Source organism: Lentzea sp. DG1S-22, assembly GCF_036321065.1.
Classification (GTDB): Bacteria; Actinomycetota; Actinomycetes; order Mycobacteriales; family Pseudonocardiaceae; genus Lentzea; species Lentzea jiangxiensis.
This window is the reverse complement of the sequence record NZ_CP143276.1, coordinates 6,014,552-6,035,046: the sequence shown is the minus strand read 5'-3', so window position 1 is coordinate 6,035,046 and position 20,495 is coordinate 6,014,552. Positions and strand designations below refer to the sequence as shown.

General features: G+C 69.9%; 18 protein-coding genes and 2 pseudogenes. 13 read left to right on the top strand and 7 right to left on the bottom strand.

The features are described 5' to 3' along the window. The first annotated feature begins 155 nt into the window (after window positions 1–155). Window positions 156–560, top strand: a complete 405-nt coding sequence (locus V1227_RS28250; protein WP_329788419.1) for an SdpI family protein — start codon at window positions 156–158, stop codon at window positions 558–560. A gap of 29 nt (window positions 561–589) precedes the next feature. Here V1227_RS28250 and V1227_RS28245 read toward each other — a convergent pair whose 3' ends face one another. Next, on the bottom strand, window positions 590–1,162 hold the full coding sequence (locus V1227_RS28245) for a YqgE/AlgH family protein (protein WP_236217202.1): 573 nt from the start codon (window positions 1,160–1,162) through the stop codon (window positions 590–592). A gap of 236 nt (window positions 1,163–1,398) precedes the next feature. Between V1227_RS28245 and V1227_RS28240 the strand changes: the two genes are divergently transcribed. Next, complete coding sequence (locus V1227_RS28240; protein ID WP_329788418.1) at window positions 1,399–2,739, top strand: MFS transporter; 1,341 nt, start codon at window positions 1,399–1,401, stop codon at window positions 2,737–2,739. On the opposite strand, the gene V1227_RS40715 is transcribed toward V1227_RS28240, so the two are convergent. Together V1227_RS40715 and V1227_RS28235 are read right to left on the bottom strand one after the other, a co-directional pair. Beyond that, entirely contained in the window at window positions 2,668–2,922 is a 255-nt protein-coding gene (locus tag V1227_RS40715; protein WP_425412560.1) for a LuxR C-terminal-related transcriptional regulator, read from the bottom strand. The genes V1227_RS28240 and V1227_RS40715 overlap by 72 nt on opposite strands. 88 nt (window positions 2,923–3,010) lie before the next feature. Continuing rightward, the gene (locus V1227_RS28235; RefSeq protein WP_329788417.1) at window positions 3,011–4,453 is read right to left on the bottom strand and encodes a CCA tRNA nucleotidyltransferase; all 1,443 of its coding nucleotides are present in this window, start codon (window positions 4,451–4,453) and stop codon (window positions 3,011–3,013) included. A 42-nt stretch (window positions 4,454–4,495) separates the two neighbouring features. Here V1227_RS28235 and V1227_RS28230 point away from each other — a divergent pair. The 9 genes and pseudogenes from V1227_RS28230 (at window position 4,496) to V1227_RS28190 (ending at window position 14,723) form a co-directional block, all read left to right on the top strand. Beyond that, a pseudogene (locus V1227_RS28230) lies at window positions 4,496–5,013 on the top strand (NUDIX hydrolase). Then, a complete protein-coding gene (locus V1227_RS28225) occupies window positions 5,010–7,310 on the top strand; it encodes a DUF6049 family protein (RefSeq protein WP_329788416.1) in 2,301 nt (766 codons plus the stop codon). The pseudogene V1227_RS28230 and the gene V1227_RS28225 overlap by 4 nt, the downstream one beginning before the upstream one ends. Next, window positions 7,307–8,956, top strand: coding sequence for a murein biosynthesis integral membrane protein MurJ (gene murJ / locus V1227_RS28220; RefSeq protein WP_329788415.1), 1,650 nt, complete (start codon window positions 7,307–7,309; stop codon window positions 8,954–8,956). Before V1227_RS28225 ends, murJ begins: the two co-directional genes overlap by 4 nt. Window positions 8,957–8,993: 37 nt before the next feature. Further along, window positions 8,994–10,511, top strand: a complete 1,518-nt coding sequence (locus V1227_RS28215) for a protein kinase family protein (RefSeq protein WP_329788414.1) — start codon at window positions 8,994–8,996, stop codon at window positions 10,509–10,511. A gap of 67 nt (window positions 10,512–10,578) precedes the next feature. Continuing rightward, window positions 10,579–11,196 carry an RNA polymerase sigma factor SigM gene (gene sigM / locus V1227_RS28210; RefSeq protein WP_166048697.1) on the top strand — a complete coding sequence of 206 codons (618 nt, stop codon included), beginning with the start codon at window positions 10,579–10,581 and terminating at the stop codon, window positions 11,194–11,196. Beyond that, complete coding sequence (locus tag V1227_RS28205) at window positions 11,193–11,942, top strand: hypothetical protein (RefSeq protein ID WP_329788413.1); 750 nt, start codon at window positions 11,193–11,195, stop codon at window positions 11,940–11,942. The genes sigM and V1227_RS28205 overlap by 4 nt, the downstream gene beginning before the upstream one ends. Before the next feature lie 77 nt (window positions 11,943–12,019). Beyond that, the gene (gene trxB / locus V1227_RS28200) at window positions 12,020–13,000 is read left to right on the top strand and encodes a thioredoxin-disulfide reductase (protein ID WP_329788412.1); all 981 of its coding nucleotides are present in this window, start codon (window positions 12,020–12,022) and stop codon (window positions 12,998–13,000) included. A gap of 34 nt (window positions 13,001–13,034) precedes the next feature. Beyond that, on the top strand, window positions 13,035–13,364 hold the full coding sequence (gene trxA / locus V1227_RS28195) for a thioredoxin (protein WP_090101891.1): 330 nt from the start codon (window positions 13,035–13,037) through the stop codon (window positions 13,362–13,364). Between the two features lie 219 nt (window positions 13,365–13,583). Beyond that, a complete protein-coding gene (locus V1227_RS28190; RefSeq protein ID WP_236217185.1) occupies window positions 13,584–14,723 on the top strand; it encodes an N-acetylmuramoyl-L-alanine amidase in 1,140 nt (379 codons plus the stop codon). 50 nt (window positions 14,724–14,773) lie between these two features. On the opposite strand, the gene V1227_RS28185 is transcribed toward V1227_RS28190, so the two are convergent. Then, a complete protein-coding gene (locus V1227_RS28185; RefSeq protein WP_329788411.1) occupies window positions 14,774–15,406 on the bottom strand; it encodes a GNAT family N-acetyltransferase in 633 nt (210 codons plus the stop codon). A gap of 134 nt (window positions 15,407–15,540) precedes the next feature. Between V1227_RS28185 and V1227_RS28180 the strand changes: the two are divergent. Together V1227_RS28180 and V1227_RS28175 are read left to right on the top strand one after the other, a co-directional pair. Beyond that, window positions 15,541–16,856, top strand: a pseudogene (locus V1227_RS28180) (aminotransferase-like domain-containing protein). Between the two features lie 16 nt (window positions 16,857–16,872). Then, window positions 16,873–17,817, top strand: a complete 945-nt coding sequence (locus V1227_RS28175; RefSeq protein WP_329788410.1) for a D-alanine--D-alanine ligase family protein — start codon at window positions 16,873–16,875, stop codon at window positions 17,815–17,817. Window positions 17,818–17,905: 88 nt separating this feature from the next. Here V1227_RS28175 and V1227_RS28170 read toward each other — a convergent pair whose 3' ends face one another. From V1227_RS28170 to rsmG, 3 genes are all read right to left on the bottom strand, one after another. After that, window positions 17,906–18,877: a ParB/RepB/Spo0J family partition protein gene (locus V1227_RS28170; RefSeq protein ID WP_329788408.1), complete on the bottom strand. Its 972-nt coding sequence runs from the start codon at window positions 18,875–18,877 to the stop codon at window positions 17,906–17,908. Continuing rightward, window positions 18,874–19,749, bottom strand: coding sequence for a ParA family protein (locus tag V1227_RS28165; protein WP_329788407.1), 876 nt, complete (start codon window positions 19,747–19,749; stop codon window positions 18,874–18,876). The genes V1227_RS28170 and V1227_RS28165 overlap by 4 nt, the downstream gene beginning before the upstream one ends. 95 nt (window positions 19,750–19,844) lie before the next feature. Beyond that, window positions 19,845–20,492 carry a 16S rRNA (guanine(527)-N(7))-methyltransferase RsmG gene (gene rsmG / locus V1227_RS28160; RefSeq protein ID WP_329794131.1) on the bottom strand — a complete coding sequence of 216 codons (648 nt, stop codon included), beginning with the start codon at window positions 20,490–20,492 and terminating at the stop codon, window positions 19,845–19,847. Window positions 20,493–20,495 lie beyond the last annotated feature (3 nt).

Genomic DNA, 20,495 nt, shown 5'->3' with positions numbered 1-20,495 from the left:
TCAGGTCGTCGCGGCTAGATAAGGAGCAGGCGGGCCGTGCTCATGCCGTCAACGGTATCAGCGCAGCGCAAGCACGGTGAACCGGGCGGTGGCCTGAGGCACACCTGGACGGGGTGAGGTCGTGGCGGACCCGGGTCCCGGCTTACCCTCATGGGGTGAACATCGTGCTGTCGGTCGTCCTGGGTGTGCTCGGCGTCGCTCTCGGCGCGGTCGGTCTGCTGGGTCTGCAGGGCAAGCTGCGCCGCAACCGCTTCGTCGGCGTGCGCACGGCCGCCGCGCTGCGCGACGAGGAGACGTTCGCACTGGCCAACCGCGTCGCCGGCGTTCCGAACATCGCTGCGGGCGTGGTGGCGATCGTGTCGGGCGCCATGGCGTTCGTCATGGCGGACCTGGCCATCACCGCCGGGGTCATCGGGCTGGTGGGGGCGCTCACGATCGCGTTCGCCGGCGGGATCGTCGGGAGCCGTGCGGCCGAGGCGCTGCCGGAGCCGGTCAAGCCCAAGGGCTGCGGTGGCTGCGCCTGCAGTGGCGGCGGTTGCTCGCCTCTCGCCGGGCTGTAGTCCCACGTTTCACGTGAATCAGTCCTGACTCAGTTCTCGCGGACGTCCTTCGGGTAGGTCGACAGCAGCGCCAGCGGCATGCCCTGACGGCGCAGCACGCGGCCCCACAGGTCGACGTTCGCGCCCACGAGCACGTCGTCGGCCAGTCCGGTCACGACGATCCAGTCGCCGCGCTCGATCTCACCCTCGAGCTGCCCCTCGCCCCAGCCGCTGTAACCCGCGAACACCCGCAGGCCGCGCACCAGCGGCATCAGGTCGTCCGGCTCGGCGTCGAGGTCGACCAGCGCCACCGGACCCTGCACGGCGACCAGGCCCTCGACGGTGGCGGGGTCGGTGCCGGCCTTCAGGGCGGCGAGGCACAGCGCCGTCTTCTGCTCCACCGGTCCGCCGATGTAGATGCACCGCGGCTTCGTGACGTGCGAACCCCACGGCGGCAGCACGTCGTGCACAGCCACCTCGGACGGGCGGTTCAGCACCACCCCGAGGGACCCCTCGGGGCGTTGATCGATGACGTAGACGACGGTGCGCTTGAAGTTCGGGTCGTTCAGGCTCGGAGCGGCAACCAACAGGGAGCCTGGCTCGACTTCGGCATCGGGACGCACGTCACCATGAAATCACTCGTGATCGCCGGAACAACTCAGGCCCGCGTCCCGTTAGACTGAGGTGTCGGATGTCTTTGTGTCCCCCGGGCTCAACAGACAACCGCCTTCGCGGAATACCGTTCGGCTGGAGCCGCGTAGTGCATCGCGCCGTGAGGCGACCTGGCATCCGATCCAGGGGAGCCGGACCGTGAGGTCCGGCTTTCGTGGTTTCACCCCAACGCGCATACAGTGCAAGTGTGACAACGCTTGCGGTGGAAAAGCACCACTGGGGATCACGCCGGCTCCTCGGCATCCCCGCCTACCGCAGGCTCCTCGCCACCCGGCTCGCCTCGCAGTGGGGTGACGGGCTCTTCCAGGCCGGGCTCGCCGGTGCCGTGCTCTTCAACCCCGAGCGGCAGGCCGACCCCGCGGCGATCGCGGCCGGGTTCGCGGTGCTGCTGCTGCCGTACTCGCTGATCGGGCCCTTCACCGGGGCGCTGCTCGACAGGTGGGACCGCAAGAAGGTCATCGTCGTGGCCAACGTCACGCGGGCCGTGTTCGTGCTGCTCACGGCGGCGGCGGTCAGCGCAGGGCTGAGCGGGCTCCCCCTCTACGTCTCCGCGCTCGTGGTCATGGGCATAGGGCGGTTCGTCGGCTCCGGGCTGAGCGCCTCGTTGCCGCACGTCGTCGACGAGGACCACCTGGTCGAGGCGAACGCGCTGGCCACGACGGCCGGGGCGGTCATGGCCGTGATCGGCGCCGCCAGCGCCATCGGGTTCCGCACGCTGCTCGGCGCGGGGGACGGCGGTTCGGCGTGGACCACGAGCATCGCCGTGGCCGGGTTGCTGCTCAGCGCGTTCATCGCCAGCCGGTTCAAGGCGGGCGTGCTCGGGCCGGACGAGGTCGACGAGCCGCACAACGCGGTCACGGCCGTCGCCCGCGGCCTGCTCGACGGCGCGAAGGCGACCTGGCGCACGCCGAGCGTCACGGCCGGGCTGGCCGCGTTGCTCGCGCACCGGGCGGCGTTCGGCATCAGCCTCATGATCACGCTGCTGCTGATGCGCTACACCCTGGAGGACGTCGGCATCCTCAAGGCCGGCATCGGCGGGCTCGGCGAGGTCGCGGTGGCGGGCGGCGCCGGTGTGCTGCTCGCCGGGGTCCTGACCGACCGGATCGTCGACCGGTTCGGCGTCAAGCGCACGATCTGCGGCGCGTTGCTGCTCACGTCCGCCGCCCAGGTCGGGCTCGGGCTGCCGATGACGCTCGTGACCGTCCTGCTGGCCAGCTTCGTCATCATCTTCGCCGGTCAGGTCGTCAAGCTCTGCGTGGACACCGCGGTGCAGCACGACGTCGGCGACGAGGTGCGCGGGCGCGTGTTCGCGCTCTACGACACCCTCTTCAACATCGCGCAGGTCACCGCGGTGTCGATCACGGCGACGGTGGTCCCCCTGGACGGGCGCTCGCCCGCCCTCATCCTCGTCGCCGCGAGCCTCTACCTGGTCGGACTGGGCGCCTACCTGCTGCTGTCAGCGCGGAAACGGCAGGTGCAACATGCCGGCCTCGTGCGCGAAGACGACAGCAGCCACTCGATCGGGTAGACCGAGGCGCTGGAGGATGTCCGCGACCTCGTCCACCACCCTCTGCAGGGCGAAGCCGAGCACGCGTGCGATCTCGTGGTCGGCGTGACCCCGGGCGAGACACCTCAGCACGGCCCGCTGGTCATCGGTCAGCACGTCCAGGTCATACACCGCTGGACCTGCGAAAAGTCCTCGTGACGACATCTGCACCACCCCCATGCGCTCCCTGACGCACTACTCATGGTGCCTCCCCGCGCTGACAGTTCGCTAACGCGGGGATTTCATCCACTCACTATGAGTCACGGGAGGGAGGGGTGATCCCCTGCTCACGGGCCCAGTCGAGCAGGGCGGCCTCGGCTTCGTCGCGGTCCAGCGGCCCGCGGTCGAGGCGGAGTTCCTTGAGGTACTTCCACGCGGCGCCGACCTCGCGGCCCGGCGGCAGGCCGAGCAGCTTCATGATCTCGTTGCCGTCGAGGTCCGGGCGCACGCGCGCGAGGTCTTCCTCGGCCGCGATGCGCGCGATGCGCTCTTCGAGAGAGTCGTACGTCCGGCGCAGCAGGTTCGCCTTGCGCTTGTTCCGCGTCGTGCAGTCGGCACGGACGAGCTTGTGCAACCGCGTCAGCAGGTCACCGGCGTCCGTCACGTACCGGCGCACCGCCGAGTCGGTCCACTCGCCGTTGCCGTAGCCGTGGAAGCGCAGGTGGAGGTAGACGAGCTTGGCGACGTCCTCGGTGATCTCCTTCGAGTACCGCAAAGCCCGCAAGCGCTTGCGGACCATCTTCGCGCCCACGACCTCGTGGTGGTGGAACGAGACGCCGCCGCCGGGCTCGAACCTGCGGGTCGCCGGCTTGCCGATGTCGTGCAGCAACGCGGCGATCCGCAGCACCAGATCGGGTGACTGATCATCATCTTCGAGATCGATCGCTTGCTCGAGGACAACCAGGGAGTGGTCGAAGACGTCCTTGTGCTGATGATGTTCGTCGATTTCCAGCTTCATGGCCGTGAGCTCGGGCAGCACGACGTCGGCCAGCCCGGTCTCGACCATGAGCTCGATGCCGCGGCGCGGGTGCGCGCCGCACAGGAGCTTCGAGAGCTCCACCTGCACGCGCTCCGGCGTGATGCGGGTGAGCTGGCCTGCCATCGACCGCATCGCCTCGACCACCCGCGGCGCCGCCGTGAAGCCGAGCTGGGAGACGAACCTGGCCGCGCGCAGCATGCGCAGCGGGTCGTCGCCGAACGACTCCTGCGGGGTCGCCGGCGTGTCCAGCACGCCGTCACGGGCCGCCTGAAGACCACCGGTCGGGTCCACGAACTCGCGGGCCGCGATGTCGAACGCCATCGCGTTGACCGTGAAGTCGCGCCGGACCAAGTCGCCGTCGATCGAGTCGCCGAACGTGACCTCGGGGTTGCGGGTCACACCGTCGTAGACGTCCGCGCGGAACGTCGTGATCTCGATGATCTCGCCCTTCTTGGACGCCCCGACCGTGCCGAACGCGATGCCGGTGTCCCACTGCGCGTCCGCCCAGCCGCTCAGCAGCTGCTGGATCTCGGCCGGACGCGCGTCGGTGGTGAAGTCGAAGTCGTTCGTCGGGCGTTCCAGCACGGCGTCGCGCACACTTCCACCCACGAGGTAGAGGCGCTTGCCGCCGGCGGTGAACCGAGCGGCGAGCTCAGCGACGACTGGTGTGATGGTGGGCTGTTCCACCACCGCATTCTGCTGGAGCGATCGAGACACGGGAAACCAGCGTACTTAAGGTTCGTAAGTACGATCGGCCGTATGCCCTCGTCAGCAGCGCGATCCGGAGGAAGCCCCCAGCCGGGGCGCCGGAAGAGGCGACGGGGCAGGCGGCTCAGGACGGTCGACGAGACGTCGGCGGGTGGCCTGGTGCTCGACGGCGAGCAGCGGGCCGCGGTGATCGGCAGACTTGACCGGCGGGGCCGGTTGCTGTGGTCTTTGCCCAAGGGTCACATCGAGGCCGGCGAGACCGCGGAGCAGACCGCGGTGCGCGAGGTCGCCGAGGAGACCGGTATTCATAGCAGGGTGCTGCGCCCGTTGGGGTCGATCGACTACTGGTTCGTCGCGGACGACCGCCGGGTGCACAAGACGGTTCACCACTTCCTCCTCGAAGCGACGGGGGAGAGCTTTCCGACGAAGACGTGGAGGTCACCGAGGTGGCGTGGGTGCCACTCGGCGAACTGGACGAGCGACTCGCGTACGCCGACGAGCGCCGCCTGGTCCGCCGAGCCGCCGAACTGCTCTCCGACCGCTGCCGGAACGGGGCGGAGTCGGCGTGAGCCTGAGGAAGTTCGTCTGCACAGCCGCTGTCGCCGCCTTCCTGGTGATCACAGCGCCGCCCGCGGGCGCCGTCGAGCAGTCGCAACCGGACGGGATCGACGCGCTGCCGTTCATGCCGGAGCCCGCCACCCAGGTGTGGGCGACGAGATCGCTCTCCGCCCAGCCCGGCCAGCCGCAGCCGCAGTTCCTGCGGCTCGACATCGACCAGCTCACGCCCCGGTTCGTCACCGGCGACTCCCCGGCGACCGTCAAGATCACCGGCAAGATCGTCAACGTCGGCGACCGCAAGGTCTCCGACATCGTGCTGCGCCTGGAGCGGGGCGAGCCGCTCGAGTCCGAGGACGACCTGCGCAAGGCGTTGCGGGAGCCCGCGGCCGCCGAGGCGGTGCAGCCCAAGTTCACCCAGATCGCCTCCGAGCTCGAGTCCGGTCAGCAGAAGGACTTCACGCTCGAGGTGCCGCTGCGGGGCACGGAGCCGACGTCGCTCGAGGTCGAGCGGCCGGGCATCTACCCGATCCTCGCGAACGTCAACGGCAGGCCGGACTACGGCGGCCAGGCGCGGCTCGCGGCGCTGTCGACGCTGCTGCCCGTGCTCGGGGTGCCCGGTGGCGAGACCAAGGGCAAGCCGGGCGCCGGAGCCAAGCTCACGGTCCTGTGGCCGATCGCGGACCGCCCCCGGCTGGTCCGGCTCGGCGGTGAGGGCCGGTCCGAGCTGGTCGACGACGAGCTCGCCGCGTCGCTCTCGGTCAACGGCCGGCTGTACGGCCTGTTGCAGGCCTACGAGCAGGCCATCGCGTCGATGAGCACCGCCATGTGCGTGGCCATCGACCCGGACCTGCTGCGCACCGTCCAGGCGATGAGCACCGGGTACACGGTGCGCGGCGGCGCCGAGGGCAAGGGCAGGGTCGAGGCCAAGCTGTGGCTCGACCGGCTCAAGCTCGCCGTCACCGGCCGCTGCGTCCTGGCCCTGCCGTACGCCGACGCCGACCTCGTGGCGCTCAACAGGGCGAAGCTCAGCACGATGCGCGCGCTCGCGGTGAGCGACGGCCCCAAGCTCATCCAGGACGTCCTGTCCGTGCGGCCGCTGCCGAACCTGGCGTGGCCCGAGGACGGCGTGCTGGACCAGTCGACGTTCGACGAGCTGGTCACGCCGCTGCCGGACAGGCCCGACACGGGTGTGAAGTCGCTGCTGCTCGACCCGACCGGTCTCGCGGACGCGCCGGGAACGGCCCCCGTCGGCATCGGCGGCAAGCACCCGGTGACCGCGGTGAAGATCGACTCGATGGTCTCGGACGCCCTGCAGGGCAGCGACTCCCGGCCGCGCACGCTGTCCGGCGTCGCCGCGCCGGTCGAGAGCCAGCCGGTGTCGGTGCAGAACGCGCTCGCCGTCCTGGTGTTCCGCGCCGGGTGGCAGGGCGACGGCCGCAACGTGCTGGTCGCACCGCCGCGCCGCTGGCACGCGCCGCTGGCGGAGATGACCGAGTTCCTGACCGCCGCGCAGAAGCTGCTGGCCGGTGGCTACGCGACCCAGACCGGGCTCGAGGAGCTCACCACGGCCGCGCCGTCGGTGACCACCGCCAAGGTCGCGTACCCGCCCGAGGCCGGTGCGCGGGAGATCTCGTCGGTCATCACGAACTCCGTGACGAACCAGAGCGTGGAGCTCAACGGCCTGGTCGCGGCCATGCAGCAGGAGGACAGCGCCCACGCGTCACCGGCCGACCTGGCCGGCCCGCTGTGGCTCGGCCTGCTGCGCGTGATGTCCGGCGCCTGGCGGCAGAACGAGGAGGGCGCGCGGTCCGCGGCCGTCATCAGCCAGGGCGAGATCGACGCGCTGACCGGCATGGTCGGCGTGACGCAGCCCAACAGCCCGATCCTGCTCGGCTCCGGCGACAGCCCGATCCCGGTCACCATCACCAACAAGCTCGACGTCCGCGTGACCGTGCGGATCAACCTCGCCGACACCCCCGGCATCCGCAAGCTGGAACTCGCCGACCAGGTGCTCCCCGCCCGCGGCGAGCGCGTCGTGCGGGTCCCGGTCGAGGTGCTGCGCTCCGGCCGGTTCCCGGTCACCGTGCGGCTGACCACTCCGGAGGGCGTCCCGCTGGGGGACACTGTCAAGCTGGAGGTGTCGTCGTCCGCCTACGGCACCATCACGGTGATCGTCACCGTGATCGCCGGGATCGCGCTCGTCCTGCTCTCGGGACGGCGCATCTACAAGCGGGTCCGTGCTCGCAACGGCGAGAACGGCGAGGCACCGTCCATCGAGAACGTCACACCGGAGAAGTCGAGCGCGTGAGCGAGACATCCACGACCACCGAACCAGAACAGCACAAGCAGGCACCGTCGGTCGCCAGGGCCAGCGGCTCGATGGCGATCGCGACGATCGTCAGCCGAGCCACCGGCCTGCTGTCGAAGGTGCTGCTGATCGCGGTGATCGGCGCCGAGACGCTCGGCGACTCGTACCAGGCGGCGTCGACGCTGCCGACCATGATCAACGAGCTGCTCCTCGGCGGCGTGCTGACCAGCGTGGCGATCCCGCTGCTGGTCCGCGCCGAGAAGGAGGACGGCGACGGCGGCGAGTCGTACGCCCAGTGGCTCATCTCCATGGGCACGCTGATCCTCGGCGTCGGCACGGTCGTGGCCATGGCCTGCGCGCCCCTGCTCACGAAGATCTACATCTCCGACTCGGAGAACGCGAACCCCGAGCTCGTCACGGCGTTCGCCTACCTGGTCCTGCCGGGCATCGTCTTCTACGGCCTGACGGCGCTGCTCAGCGCCGTGCTGAACGCACGGCACGTCTTCGGCATCCCGACCTGGGCGCCGGTGCTCAACAACGTCGTCGTGATCGTCGTGCTGGGCGTCTACGCGATGCTGCCGGGGGAGATCACGCTCAACCCGGTCCGCATGACCGACACGCACCTGCTGGTGCTCGGTCTCGGCACCGCGCTCGGCGTGCTGGTGCAGGCGTCGGTGCTGTTCCCGGCCCTGAAGAAGACCGGCTTCAAGTTCAAGTGGCGGTTCGGCTGGGACTCGCGCCTGTCGGAGTTCGGCGGCCTGGCGTTCTGGGTGCTGCTCTACGTCTGCCTCGGCCTCGCCAGCATGACCGTGCTGACGAAGGTCGCGACCAGCGCCGCCGGCACGCTGACCGCGTTCAACTACCAGTGGCTGATCGCGCAGGTGCCCTACGGCGTCCTCGGCGTCTCGCTGCTGACGGCGCTGATGCCGAAGATGAGCCGGGCGGCCGCGCACGACGACAACGAGTCGATCGTCCGCGACCTGCTGTTCGGCAACCGCATGTCGGCGATCCTGCTGATGCCGTTCAGCGCGCTGATGACGGCATCCGGCCTCGCGATCGGTCTCGCCGTCTTCGCACTGGGCGCCTCGGGCGTCACCGGTGGCACGAGGATCGGTCTCGCGCTCGCGCTCTCGGCGTTCGGGCTGGTGCCGTACGCGATCACGCTGCTGCAGCTGCGGGTCTTCTACGCGATGAAGGACGCCCGCACGCCGACGGTCATCCAGGCGATGATCGTCGCGGTGCGCATCGGGCTGCTGTTCCTCTTCCGCGAGGTGGCGGCGCCCGGCGACGCCGAGCAGCTCGCCGTCGGTGTGTCGCTCGCCATGTCGCTGAGCTTCGTCTTCGGCGCCGTCGTCGGCCAGGTGTGGCTGCGGGTCCGCCTCGGCCGGCTGCGCACCGGCTTCACGATCTGGACCGTCTGCCTCACCGTCGTGGCCTCCTCGCTCGCCTTCGGTGTCGCGAAGGGGCTGAACTGGCTGGTGCAGGACCTGGTCGGCTTCTCGAGCGTGATCGCGTCGAGCTGGGTCGAGGTCGTCCTGGTGACGCTGGTCGGCCTGCCGCTCTCGTACGGCCTGCTGGCGGCGTTCCGGGTGCCCGAGATGCAGCCGGCGATCGCCAAGATCAACCGTTTGGTGCGGCGCCGATGACTCCAGGCCGTGACCGCCTTCCCGTAACCTGGTCTCCGTGAGTAGCGGAGTCCACGCCGCCCTGGTCCCCGGCGGTGTCATCGGCAACGGCCGCTACCGCCTGCTCGCGAAATCGGGAGCAGACGCCCGGTCCAACGCGGAGCTGTGGCGTGCCAGGGACGGTCAGCTCAACCGGGACGTGGCACTGACGGTCCTGCTGGGCGACCTGGCGAACAACGAGGCCGCGGCCCGAGCCCGCCGGACGGTCGAGCGGGCGATGCACGCGTCGTCGTTCACGCACCCCGGTGTGTCGAGGGTGATCGACGTGCTGACGCCCGGCACCGGCATCCGCCCGGACGAGGGCATCCTCGGCATGGTCGTCGCCGAGTGGACCCAGGGCACCGACCTGGTGGACCTCATCGCGGAGGGCCCGCTGCCGGCGGGCGCCGCGACCCGCCTGCTCGAACCGCTGGGCGCCGCCATCGAGGGCGCGCACCACGCCGGCCTCGTGCTGGGCGCCGACCACCCGCAGCGCATCCGGGTCACCTCGGACGGCCGCCTGCGCCTCGCGTTCCCCGGCCCGCGGCCGGACGCGATCGCGCGCGACGACGTCAAGGGCCTCGGCGCGATCCTGTACCTGCTGCTCACCGGCCGGTGGGCGCTGCCGGGCGGCCCCCAGGGCGTGCCGGTGGCCCCGACCGGCCCGGACGGCTCCGTGGTCGCACCGAACGCGCTGCACCCGTACCTGCCGCACGACCTGTCGTCCGTGGCGGTGCGGTCGCTGGAGGACACGTCGGTCGGCGGCATCCGCACGTCCGCGGCGATCCTCCAGGTCCTCGACCAGATCGCCGCCGAGGAGGCCCAGACCGCGCTCATCCCGCCCGTGTCGTCGGCACGCAATGACGACGACCAGGTCGTGTGGACGACACAGCGGCCGAGGCAGGACAAGCAGCAGAAGAAGAAGCTGTGGATCAGCGTCGGCGTGCTCGCCGTCGCCACGGTCGCCGTGATCGTGTGGCTGAGCGTGCAGATCGTCGGGTTCTTCAGCGACGAGCCGTCCAAGGGCGGCGGCCCGACCGTGGTGATCAACCAGCCGGGGTCGAACGGCCAGTCCGCGCCCGTGCCGGCGCCCGCCGGACCGGTCCAGCCAGGCCAGATCGGCGTCTACGACGTCACGAACCAGGCGGACAACGCGAACCAGGCGAGCAGGGCGGTCGACAACAACCCGGGCACGTTCTGGCGGACCGACAACTACTTCCAGCCCTTCCCGACGCTGAAGCCGGGCATCGGGCTGATGGCGTCGTTCGCCGAGCCGGTGAAACTGGCCTCGATCACGATCACCTCGCCCAGCAAGGGCACGAAGGTCGAGATCCGGGTGGCGTCCGCGCTGGACTCGCCGCTCGAGGAGACCAAGGTCATCGGCGTCGCGGACCTGTCCGACGGGCAGACGCAGATCCAGCTGAACGACCACGAGCCGACCGGGCACGTCCTGGTCTGGATCACGCAGCTGACGAGCTCCGACGGCGGCAAGAACCAGTCCGAGATCCGCGAGGTCCTCTACACGCGGGCCCAGTAGAACTGCGCAGGCGCTCTGAGCAGACCTGTCCGGGTGATCTGTGATCACCGCCGCTAAAGTCCTCCCCGTGACCGCCGCAGCCAGCTCGGACGCCGATCTCATCTCGGCCCACGCCGCAGGTGACCCCTACGCGTTCTCGGAGCTGGTCAAACGGCACCGCGACCGGATGTGGGCGGTGGCGCTGCGCACGCTGCGCGACCCAGAGGAGGCCGCGGACGCGCTGCAGGAGGCGTTCATCTCGGCCTTCCGGGCGGCGGCGTCGTTCCGCGCCGAGTCACAGGTCACCACCTGGCTTCACCGGATCGTGGTGAACGCGTGCCTCGACCGGATGAGACGGCGACAAACAAGACCGACAGTGCCGCTGCCCGAGGCCGGCCCCGGCGAGCCCGTCGCCCCCCGTGACGCGATGAGCGACCGCGAGACCAGCCTCATGGTGCAGCAGGCGCTGATGGAGCTGCCGGAAGAGCAGCGGGCGCCCATCGTGCTCGTCGACGTCGAGGGCTATTCCGTCGCCGAGACCGCGCAGCTGCTGGGCATCGCGGAAGGCACGGTCAAGAGCCGGTGCGCGCGGGGTCGCGCCAAGCTCGCCAAAGTTCTCGGGCACCTCAGGAACCGAATCGCAGATGCGAACGTCCCAGCTGACGGTGTGAATGTGCAAGAGCAACGTCAGTGGGAGGGTCGATGACCGGCATGGAGCGCGTGCCGATGGGTCCGCCGTGGTCTGTCGACCTCATCGCGGACCTGCACGCGGGCGTGCTGCCCCCTGAGGTCGCCGCACAGCTGCGCCCGAGGGTCGAGGCGGACGCGGAGGCCCGGGAGATCCTCCAGGCGCTGGACGCGACGCTGGCGGACCTGCGGGCGCTGCCCCCGATCCCGATGCCCGACCACGTGGCCGCGCGGATCGATGCCGCGCTGGCGGCCGAGGCCCGTCCGGGCATCGCCCCGGTGGTCTCGCTGAACGACGCCCGCAAGCGCCGCAACCGCAGGCTGGGGATGGGTGGCGCCGGTGTGCTGGTCGCCGCCGCGGCCGCGTTCGGCATCGTCCTGGCCGTGTCGCCGGGCGCCCAGCAGAACTCGAACGACTCCGCGCAGCCACCGGCGGCGACGTCGTCGTCCGGACCGGCCCAGGCCCCTCCTCTGGCGCTCAAGCGCGACGAGCTGGGTTCCGCGGTGGGCGAGGTGCTCAAGGCCCAGAACTACGGGCCGCTGGAGACCTCGGACCGCCTCGCCGGCTGCCTGAAGGGCGGCGGCATCACCAGCTCGGGCAACCCGCTCGGCATCAGCCCGATCAACCTGGAGGGCAGGGACGCCGTGATGGCGATCCTGCCGGCCGGTCTCGGGCAGTACCGGCTGGTCGTGCTGGACCCGGACACCTGCGGACCGGACAAGCCGCAGGGCGTTCTGGCCGACACGACGATCAAGGCGAGGTAGTCGTTCAAGTCACGGAATTAGCTGCACCTACGATCCGTTGAGCGAGTCAGACGACGAGATCGAGGAGTTGCAGAGCCGTGAGCGTGCGCAACGTGATCATCATTGGATCGGGACCGGCGGGCTACACCGCGGCGGTCTACGCGGCACGCGCGCAGCTGGAGCCCCTGGTCTTCGAGGGTTCGCAGTACGGCGGCGCCCTCATGACGACCACCGAGGTCGAGAACTACCCCGGCTTCCGCGACGGCATCATGGGCCCCGAGCTCATGGAGCAGATGCGCGAGCAGGCCACGCGCTTCGGCGCCGAGCTGCGCGCCGAGGACGTCGAGTCCGTCGAGCTGACCGGCCCGGTCAAGAAGGTCGTCGCGAACGGCGTCACCTACGAGGCCAAGGCCGTCATCCTCGCGATGGGCGCCGCCGCCAGGTACCTGAACATCCCCGGTGAGCAGGAGCTGCTCGGCCGCGGCGTGTCGGCCTGCGCGACGTGCGACGGCTTCTTCTTCCGCGACCACGACATCGCCGTGGTCGGCGGCGGCGACACGGCGATGGAGGAGGCGACGTTCCTCACCCGCTTCGCCAAGTCCGTGACCGTCATCCACCGCCGCGAGGAGTTCCGCGCCTCGAAGGTCATGCTGGAGCGCGCCCGCGCCAACGACAAGATCAAGTGGCAGCTCAACACGCAGGTCACCGATGTCCTCGGTGACGGCACCGTGTCGTCCATCAAGGTCAAGGACACCCGGACCGGCGCCGAGTCAGAGCTGCCCGTCACCGGCTTCTTCCTCGCGATCGGCCACGACCCGCGCTCGGCGCTGGTGAAGGGCCAGGTCGACCTGGACGAGGAGGGCTACGTCCTCACCAAGGGGAAGACCTCCTACACGAACCTGGACGGCGTGTTCGCCGCCGGCGACCTGGTCGACCACGAATACCGCCAGGCGATCACCGCCGCCGGCTCCGGCTGCAGCGCGGCGATCGACGCGGAGCGGTGGCTCGCCGAGCACGGCACCGAGCAGGCCGAGATCGCCGCCGAGGCCGTCGGTGGCGGCTACGGCAAGAGCAACTGAAGTTCCTTCTGCGAGACCTCTTAGGGAGAACAACATGGCAGGCGCCACCGTCACGGTGACCGACAAGTCGTTCGCGGACGACGTGCTGACCAGTGAGAAGCCCGTGCTGGTCGACTTCTGGGCGACCTGGTGCGGCCCGTGCAAGATGGTTGCGCCGGTGCTGGAGGAGATCGCGGCCGAGCACGGCGAGAAGCTGACCGTCGCCAAGGTCGACATCGACGCCAACCCGTCGATCGCCCGCGACTACCAGATCATGTCCGTCCCGACGCTGATCCTGTTCCAGGGCGGCCGTCCGGTGAAGCAGATCGTCGGCGCGAAGCCCAAGGCGGCGCTGCTGAACGACCTCCAGGACGTCCTGGCCTGACGAAGAAGTTGCACGGGCTGAGAAGTCCGCTGCAACGCGCAACGTGACCCGCCCGTCTACCGATAAGACGGGCGGGTCACGTTCGTTCTCGGTGCCGAGCCGGTCGTCTCGGTGCGACTGTGAGCAGCCCTGCATCGATCACTGAGCGCAGCAGGGCACAATGGGGACTTCCCAACTGACGCGCCGACCAGTTTCGGCGCCCTAGTCGAGCGAGGGTGCATGCAGCTGCTCCGCCGCGGGGACGTCGGAAGTGATGTTGCCGAGATCCGGTCGACCCTGACCGGCCTCGGAATGCTTCCGCCGGCCGACCCACAGGCGCCGCCGGTGTTCGACCAGCAGGTCGAGCACGCCGTGCGCGCGTTCCAGCAGCAGCGGGGGCTGATCATCGACGGCATCGTCGGCCCGGCGACCTACCGCGCGCTGCGTGACGCGACGTTCCGGTTGGGGGACCGGCCGCTCGCGTACCTGATGTCGCAGCCGACCACCGGCGACGACGTGCTGACGTTGCAGGAACGCCTGCTGGAGCTCGGCTACGACGCCGGTCGCGCCAACGGCGTGTTCGGCCAGCAGACCGAGCAGGCGCTGAGGAACTTCCAGCGCGACTACGGCCTGATCGTGGACGGCATGTGCGGCCCGGACACCGTGCGCGCGCTGCGCCAGCTCCAGCCGAAGGTCCGCGGTGGTCGTCCCGTTCTGCTGCGCGAGCAGGAGCGGGTCCGCAGTGCCGGTTCGCGCCTGTCGGGCAAGCGGATCGTCATCGACCCCGGCCACGGCGGCCAGGACCGCGGTGTCGTCGTGAACGGCGTGTCCGAGGCCGACCTCATGCTGGACCTGGCCCGCCGCCTCGAGGGCAAGATGGCCGCCACCGGCATGGAGGCGTTGCTCACGCGCGGTCCGGACAACTGCCCGGACGAGGCGGAGCGCGCCAGGTTCGCCAACGAGGCGGGTGCCGACCTGATCCTGTCGCTGCACACCGACGGCAACTCGTCGCCGCACGCGCAGGGCGTGGCGACGTTCCACTACGGCACGGGCAACGGCACGTCGTCCACGGTCGGCGAGGCGCTGGCCGGGTTCATCCAGCGCGAGGTCACGGCCCGCACGACGATGTCGAACTGCGGTTCGCACCCGAAGTCGTGGGACCTGCTGCGGCTCACCCGCTGCACGGCCGTCCGCGTCGAGGTCGGCTATCTGACGAACGCCGAGGACCGCGCTCGCCTGGCGACGCCCGGTTTCCGCGACATCGTGGCCGAGGGCATCCTCGTGGCCGTGAAGCGCCTGTACCTGCTCGGCAAGGACGACCAGCCGACGGGCACGTTCACGTTCAACGACCTGCTGCGCTACGAGATGTCGAAGAGCTGATCTGACGAAAAAGGCCCCTCGTTTCCGGCGAGGGGCCTTTTTCGTCGGTCCTAGACCGGGCGGAAGCTCGGTTCCGCCGTGGAGACGGTGACGCTGTTGAGGAGGCGCTCCAGCGCGGCCTCGACGTCTTCCTTCCAGGTGATGGAGCTGCGGAGCTCCATGCGCAACCGGGGCCAGCGCGGGTGCGGCCGCACGGTTTTGAAGCCGACGCTCGTGAGGAAGTCGGCCGGCGTGACGCAACTGGGCCCTTCGTCGTCCGGGCGCATGTCACCGAACGCCTCGATGGCCTTCACGCCACGACGCGTCAGATCCTTCGCCACGGCCTGCACGAGCACTCGCGCGAGTCCTCCCCCTCGGAACTCCGGGAGGACGTCCAGCGACGTCATGAGGACCGCGTCCGGGCTCACCGGGGACGTGGGGAAGGCGGCGCTGCGCGGAACGGCGGCCGGTGGTGCGTAGAAGACCGAACCGGCGGGAATGCCGTCGCAGTAGATGAGACGGCCGCACGAACCCCATTCGAGCAGGACGCTGGAGACCCAGGCTTCCTTCTCGAATTCGGTGTCGCCGTATTCCTCGGCCTGCTCTCGCAGGTGAGGAGCCAGCTCCCAGAAAACGCACGTCCTGCTGTGCTTGGAGAGATGCTCCAGGTTGTCCAGCGTGACGCCCACGACGCGACGGGACACCCCAACCTCCACCCGTTAACACACACAGTGAACCCTTATGAGGGTAGGCGAATGTGACGGAAGCCGGAAGGCGCGTGCCCTGAACGGGACGACGGTTACACTCGCTCGGGACATTTCCCATTCAGGAGTCCCCCATGACTGTGCCCGGACAGCCCGCGAAGCAGGGCCCCAGAAGCCTTGACCCCCACCTCCGCCGCTACGCAGCGCGCACGGCAGGGATGACGGCATCGGAGATCCGGGCACTCTTCGCGGTCGCGTCCCGCCCCGAGGTCGTGTCGCTGGCCGGCGGCATGCCGCACCTGGCCGCGCTGCCCCTGGAGTCGCTGTCCGCGGAGATCGGTCAGCTGGTGGCGTCCGAGGGTCTGGTGGCCCTGCAGTACGGCTCGGCGCACGGTGTCCCGCTGCTGCGCGAGCAGATCTGCGACGTCATGGCCCTGGAAGGCATCAACGGCCACCCGGACGACGTGGTGGTGACCGTCGGCTCGCAGATGGGCCTCGACATGGTCACCCGGATCTTCTGCGACCCCGGTGACGTGGTGATCGCCGAGGGTCCCTCCTACGTCGGCGCTCTCGGGTCGTTCACCGCCTACCAGGCCCAGGTCGTCCACGTCGCCATGGACGCGGACGGGCTCGTGCCGTCGTTGCTGCGCGAGGCCCTGGAGGCCTGCAAGCGCGCCGGGCAGCGGGTCAAGTTCCTCTACACGATCCCGAACTTCCACAACCCGGCCGGCGTGACGCTGGCGGTGTCCCGGCGGGCCGAGGTGCTGGAGATCTGCCGGTCCTACGGCGTGCTGGTGGTCGAGGACAACCCGTACGGGCTGCTCGGGTTCGACGGCCAGACGTACCCGGCGCTGCGGTCGATGGACCCCGACAACGTGGTGTACCTCGGGTCGTTCTCGAAGACGTTCGCGGCCGGTCTGCGGGTCGGCTGGGTGCTGGCGCCGCACGCCGTGCGCGAGAAGCTGGTGCTGGCCGCCGAGTCGGCCACGCTGTGCCCGCCGACGCTGAACCAGATGATCGTGTCCCGGTACCTGTCGACGCAGGACTGGAAGGGGCAGATCAAGACCTACCGCGAGGCGTACCGGGAACGGCGCGACGCGGCGATCTCGGCGCTCGAGCAGCACATGCCGCAAGGTTCCACGTGGAACATTCCGAATGGCGGCTTCTACGTCTGGGTGACGGTGCCGGAGGGCATCGACACCAAGGCGATGCTGCCCGGGCCGTGACGGCCCGTGTGGCGTACGCGTCCGGTACCGGTTTCTACGCGGACGGGTTCGGTTCCCGCCAATTGCGGATCTCGTACTGCTACCCGACGCCGGAGCGCATCCGCGAGGGCGTCCGCCGCCTGGCGAACGTCATCGAGGAAGAGATGCAGCTGGCCGCGACCTTCGGGGCGACGCCGGGCCGTCGGCTTTCCGGTCCGCAGACCCCGTCGCCTGACACCGCCTGATCCTTGGAGTTGTGCTGTGGCTGACCGCATGGTCGCTGTGCTGTCCGGTGGGCTCTCCCACGAACGCGAGGTCTCGATCCGCTCCGGCCGCCGCCTGTCGGCCGCCCTGCGGTCGGTGGGCCTGACGGTGGAGGAGTGGGACGCCGACGCCTCGTTGCTGAACCGCCTGCGGTCGAACCGCCCGGACGCCGTCGTCGTCGCCCTGCACGGCGGCGAGGGCGAGAACGGGTCGGTGCAGGCGATCCTGGAGATGTTCGGGGTGCCGTACGTCGGGACGGACTCGCGGGCGTGCCGGAGGGCGTGGGACAAGCCGACCGCCAAGGCCGAGCTGGCCCGTGCCGGGCTGGCGACGCCGGAGTGGGTCGTGCTGCCGCACGCGACGTTCCGGGAGCTCGGGGCCAAGCCGGTGCTCGACGCGATGGTGTCGACGCTCGGACTGCCGTTGATGCTGAAGCCGGACCAGGGCGGCTCGGCTCTGGGCGCCCAGGTCGTCCGGGACGCCGCGGAGCTGCCGCCGGCGATGGTCGGGTGCCTGGCGTACGGCGACACCGTGCTGGCCGAGCAGTTCATCTCCGGGGTGGAGGTGGCGGTCGCCGTGGTCGACGGTCCCGAGGGTCCGTACGCGCTGCCCGCCGTCGAGATCGTTCCGGAGACGGGGGTCTACGACTACACCGCTCGGTACACCGCGGGGCTGACCGACTTCCACGCGCCGGCGCGACTGGACGCGGCGTCGGCCAAGGCGGTGGGGGAGCTCGCGGTGGCGGCGCACCGGTTGCTCGGACTGCGGGACGTCTCGCGGACCGACGCGGTCGTGGCCGAGGACGGGACTGTCCACTTCCTCGAAGTGAACGTGTCGCCCGGACTGACCGAGACGTCGCTCCTGCCGATGGCCGTCGAGGCGGCGGGGCAGTCCCTGGGCGAGATCTACGCCGGTTTGGTCGAGCGAGCGGTCGCTCGCTGACGTCTTCTCATAGGTGACGCCCCGTATCCTGACGGATGCGGGGCGTCATCGTCACCGTGACATAAGGCCCGTGGGTGATCCTGTGGGCCTACTCCGATGTCCGAATTGCCGTGTTCGGGCTGATCATGCCGACGATGCGTTCAAGATCGTCAACTGACCCGAATTCGACGACGATCCGGCCCTTCCGCTGCCCGAGTTCGACCTTCACGCGGGTGTCGAAGTTGTCGGAGAGGCGCTCGGCGAGCTCCTGCAGACCGGGCGCGTGCATCTGCTTGCGCGGGGCAGCTTTCTCCTTCTTGGGCCTCTCGTTCTTGGCGATTGTCACCGCTTCCTCGGTCGCGCGGACCGACATGCCTTCGGCGACGATCCGTGCCGCGAGGTCTTCCTGCGCGCCGGCGTCGTCGAGACCGAGCAGCGCCCGCGCGTGACCGGCGCTCAGCACGCCGGCCGCGACCCGTCGCTGGACGGGGAGGGGGAGCTTCAGCAGCCGGATGGTGTTCGTGACGACGGGACGGCTGCGACCGATGCGGTCCGCCAGTTCCTCGTGCGTGACGCCGAACTCCTCCAGCAGCTGCTGGTACGCCGCCGCCTCTTCGAGCGGGTTGAGCTGGACGCGGTGGATGTTCTCCAGCAACGCGTCGCGCAGCATCACGTCGTCGGCGGTCTGCCGCACGATCGCCGGGATCGTCTTGAGCCCGGCCTGCTGGGTGGCACGCCACCGGCGCTCGCCCATGACGAGCTCGTACGTGTCCGCGGTCAGCTCCCGGACCACGATCGGCTGCATGAGCCCGAACTCCTTGATGGAGAACGAGAGCTCGTTGATCGCGTCCGGGTCGAACACCTGGCGCGGCTGCTTGGGGTTGGTCCTGATCGCGGTGACCGCGATCTCCCGGTACACCGCACCCGCGACCTCACCGGCCTGCTGCGGCGGCGCGGTCTTGGTGGCCCCGTTGCCGACGGCCGCGGCGGGCCGGATCGTGCTGGGCGCGCCGGCCGGCGGTCCCTGGGGGATGAGCGCGGCCAGGCCGCGCCCGAGTCCGCCCCTGCGCTGTTCCGTCATGCGCCCTCCCTCCTGGCCCCGCGGTTCGCGATCTCCTTCGCGGCGTCGAGGTAGCTCATCGACCCGCGCGAGCCCGGGTCGTACGTCAGCACCGTCTGGCCGAATCCCGGCGCCTCGGAGACCTTCACACTGCGCGGGATCACGGTCCTGAGGGCGACGTCGCCGAAGTGGCCGCGCACCTCGCTGGTCACCTGGTCCGCGAGCTTGGTGCGGCCGTCGTACATCGTGAGGAGGATGGTCGAGATGCCGAGGTCCGGGTTCAGGTGCTGCTGCACCAGCTCGATGTTGCGCAGCAGCTGGCTCAGACCCTCCAGCGCGTAGTACTCGCACTGGATCGGGATCAGCACCTCCTGGGCGGCGACCATCGCGTTGACGGTCAGCAGCCCGAGGCTCGGCGGGCAGTCGATGAAGACGTAGTCGGGCTGCAGCTGGTCGAGCGCCTCGGGGGAGAGCGCCTCCTTCAGCCGCGCCTCGCGGGACACCATCGAGACGAGCTCGATCTCGGCGCCGGCGAGGTCGATCGTCGCGGGAACGCAGTAGAGGTTCGGCGACGTGGGGCTGACCTGAGCCGCCTCGGCGATCGAGATCTCACCGATCAGCACCTCGTAGACCGACGGCGTGCCGCTGCGGTGCTCGACGGAGAGCGCCGTGCTGGCGTTGCCCTGCGGGTCGAGGTCGATCACGAGCGTCTTGAGCCCGTGGATCGCGAGCGCCGCGGCGAGGTTCACCGTGCTCGTCGTCTTGCCGACGCCACCCTTCTGGTTGGCGACGGTGATCACCCGGCGATGGGCGGGGCGGGGGAGCAGTGACTCGTCGGGGTGCAGCACATTTGCCGCACGAGCTGCCTCTTCTGCAATCGGGGTCCACACCACGGCGCTGTCATCTCCGTTGTTGGTCGGCTTGGCTTTGGTTCGAGGAGGTGCGGTTTCACGTGGAACATCTGCGGAATGGAATTCCGGGTACACGCTCACCGATCCCTCCGGGTCTGGCGTTCGACGATCAGCACCGTCGTCGGCACCTCGAGCACGTCCGCTCCGACCGCGACGACCGAGAGGTTGGCGCCACCGGCCTTGAGCACCGCGGCACCGTCGCGTTCGAGCTCTTCCTGCGCACGCTCGCCCTTGAGCGCAACCATCCGCCCGCCCCCCTTGAGGAGCGGCAGGCACCACTTCGCGAGCTTCTCCAGCGGAGCCACCGCACGAGCCGTCACCGAGTCGCAGTTCAGCAGCTGCTTGCGAACCGGCCCCTCCTCGGCACGGCCACGCAGGACCGTCACGTTGTCGAGCTGGAGGCGTTCCTTCACTTCCTCGAGCCACGCGATGCGGCGCGCCATCGGCTCGAGCAGCGTGATCCTCAGGTCCGGCCGCGCGATCGCCAGCGGCACGCCCGGCAGCCCGGCACCTGACCCCACGTCGACCACGCGCTCGTTCTTCCCGAACAGCTCCTCGATCACCGCCGAGTTGAGCACGTGACGATCCCAAATCTTGTCGACCTCGCGGGGACCGATGAGTCCACGCTCGACGCCGTGCTCCTCCAGGAGCCTGACGAACTCGGCGGCACGATCGACGTGCTCACCGAAGACGAGCTTCGCGTTGTCGGGCAACTCCCCGGCCATGTT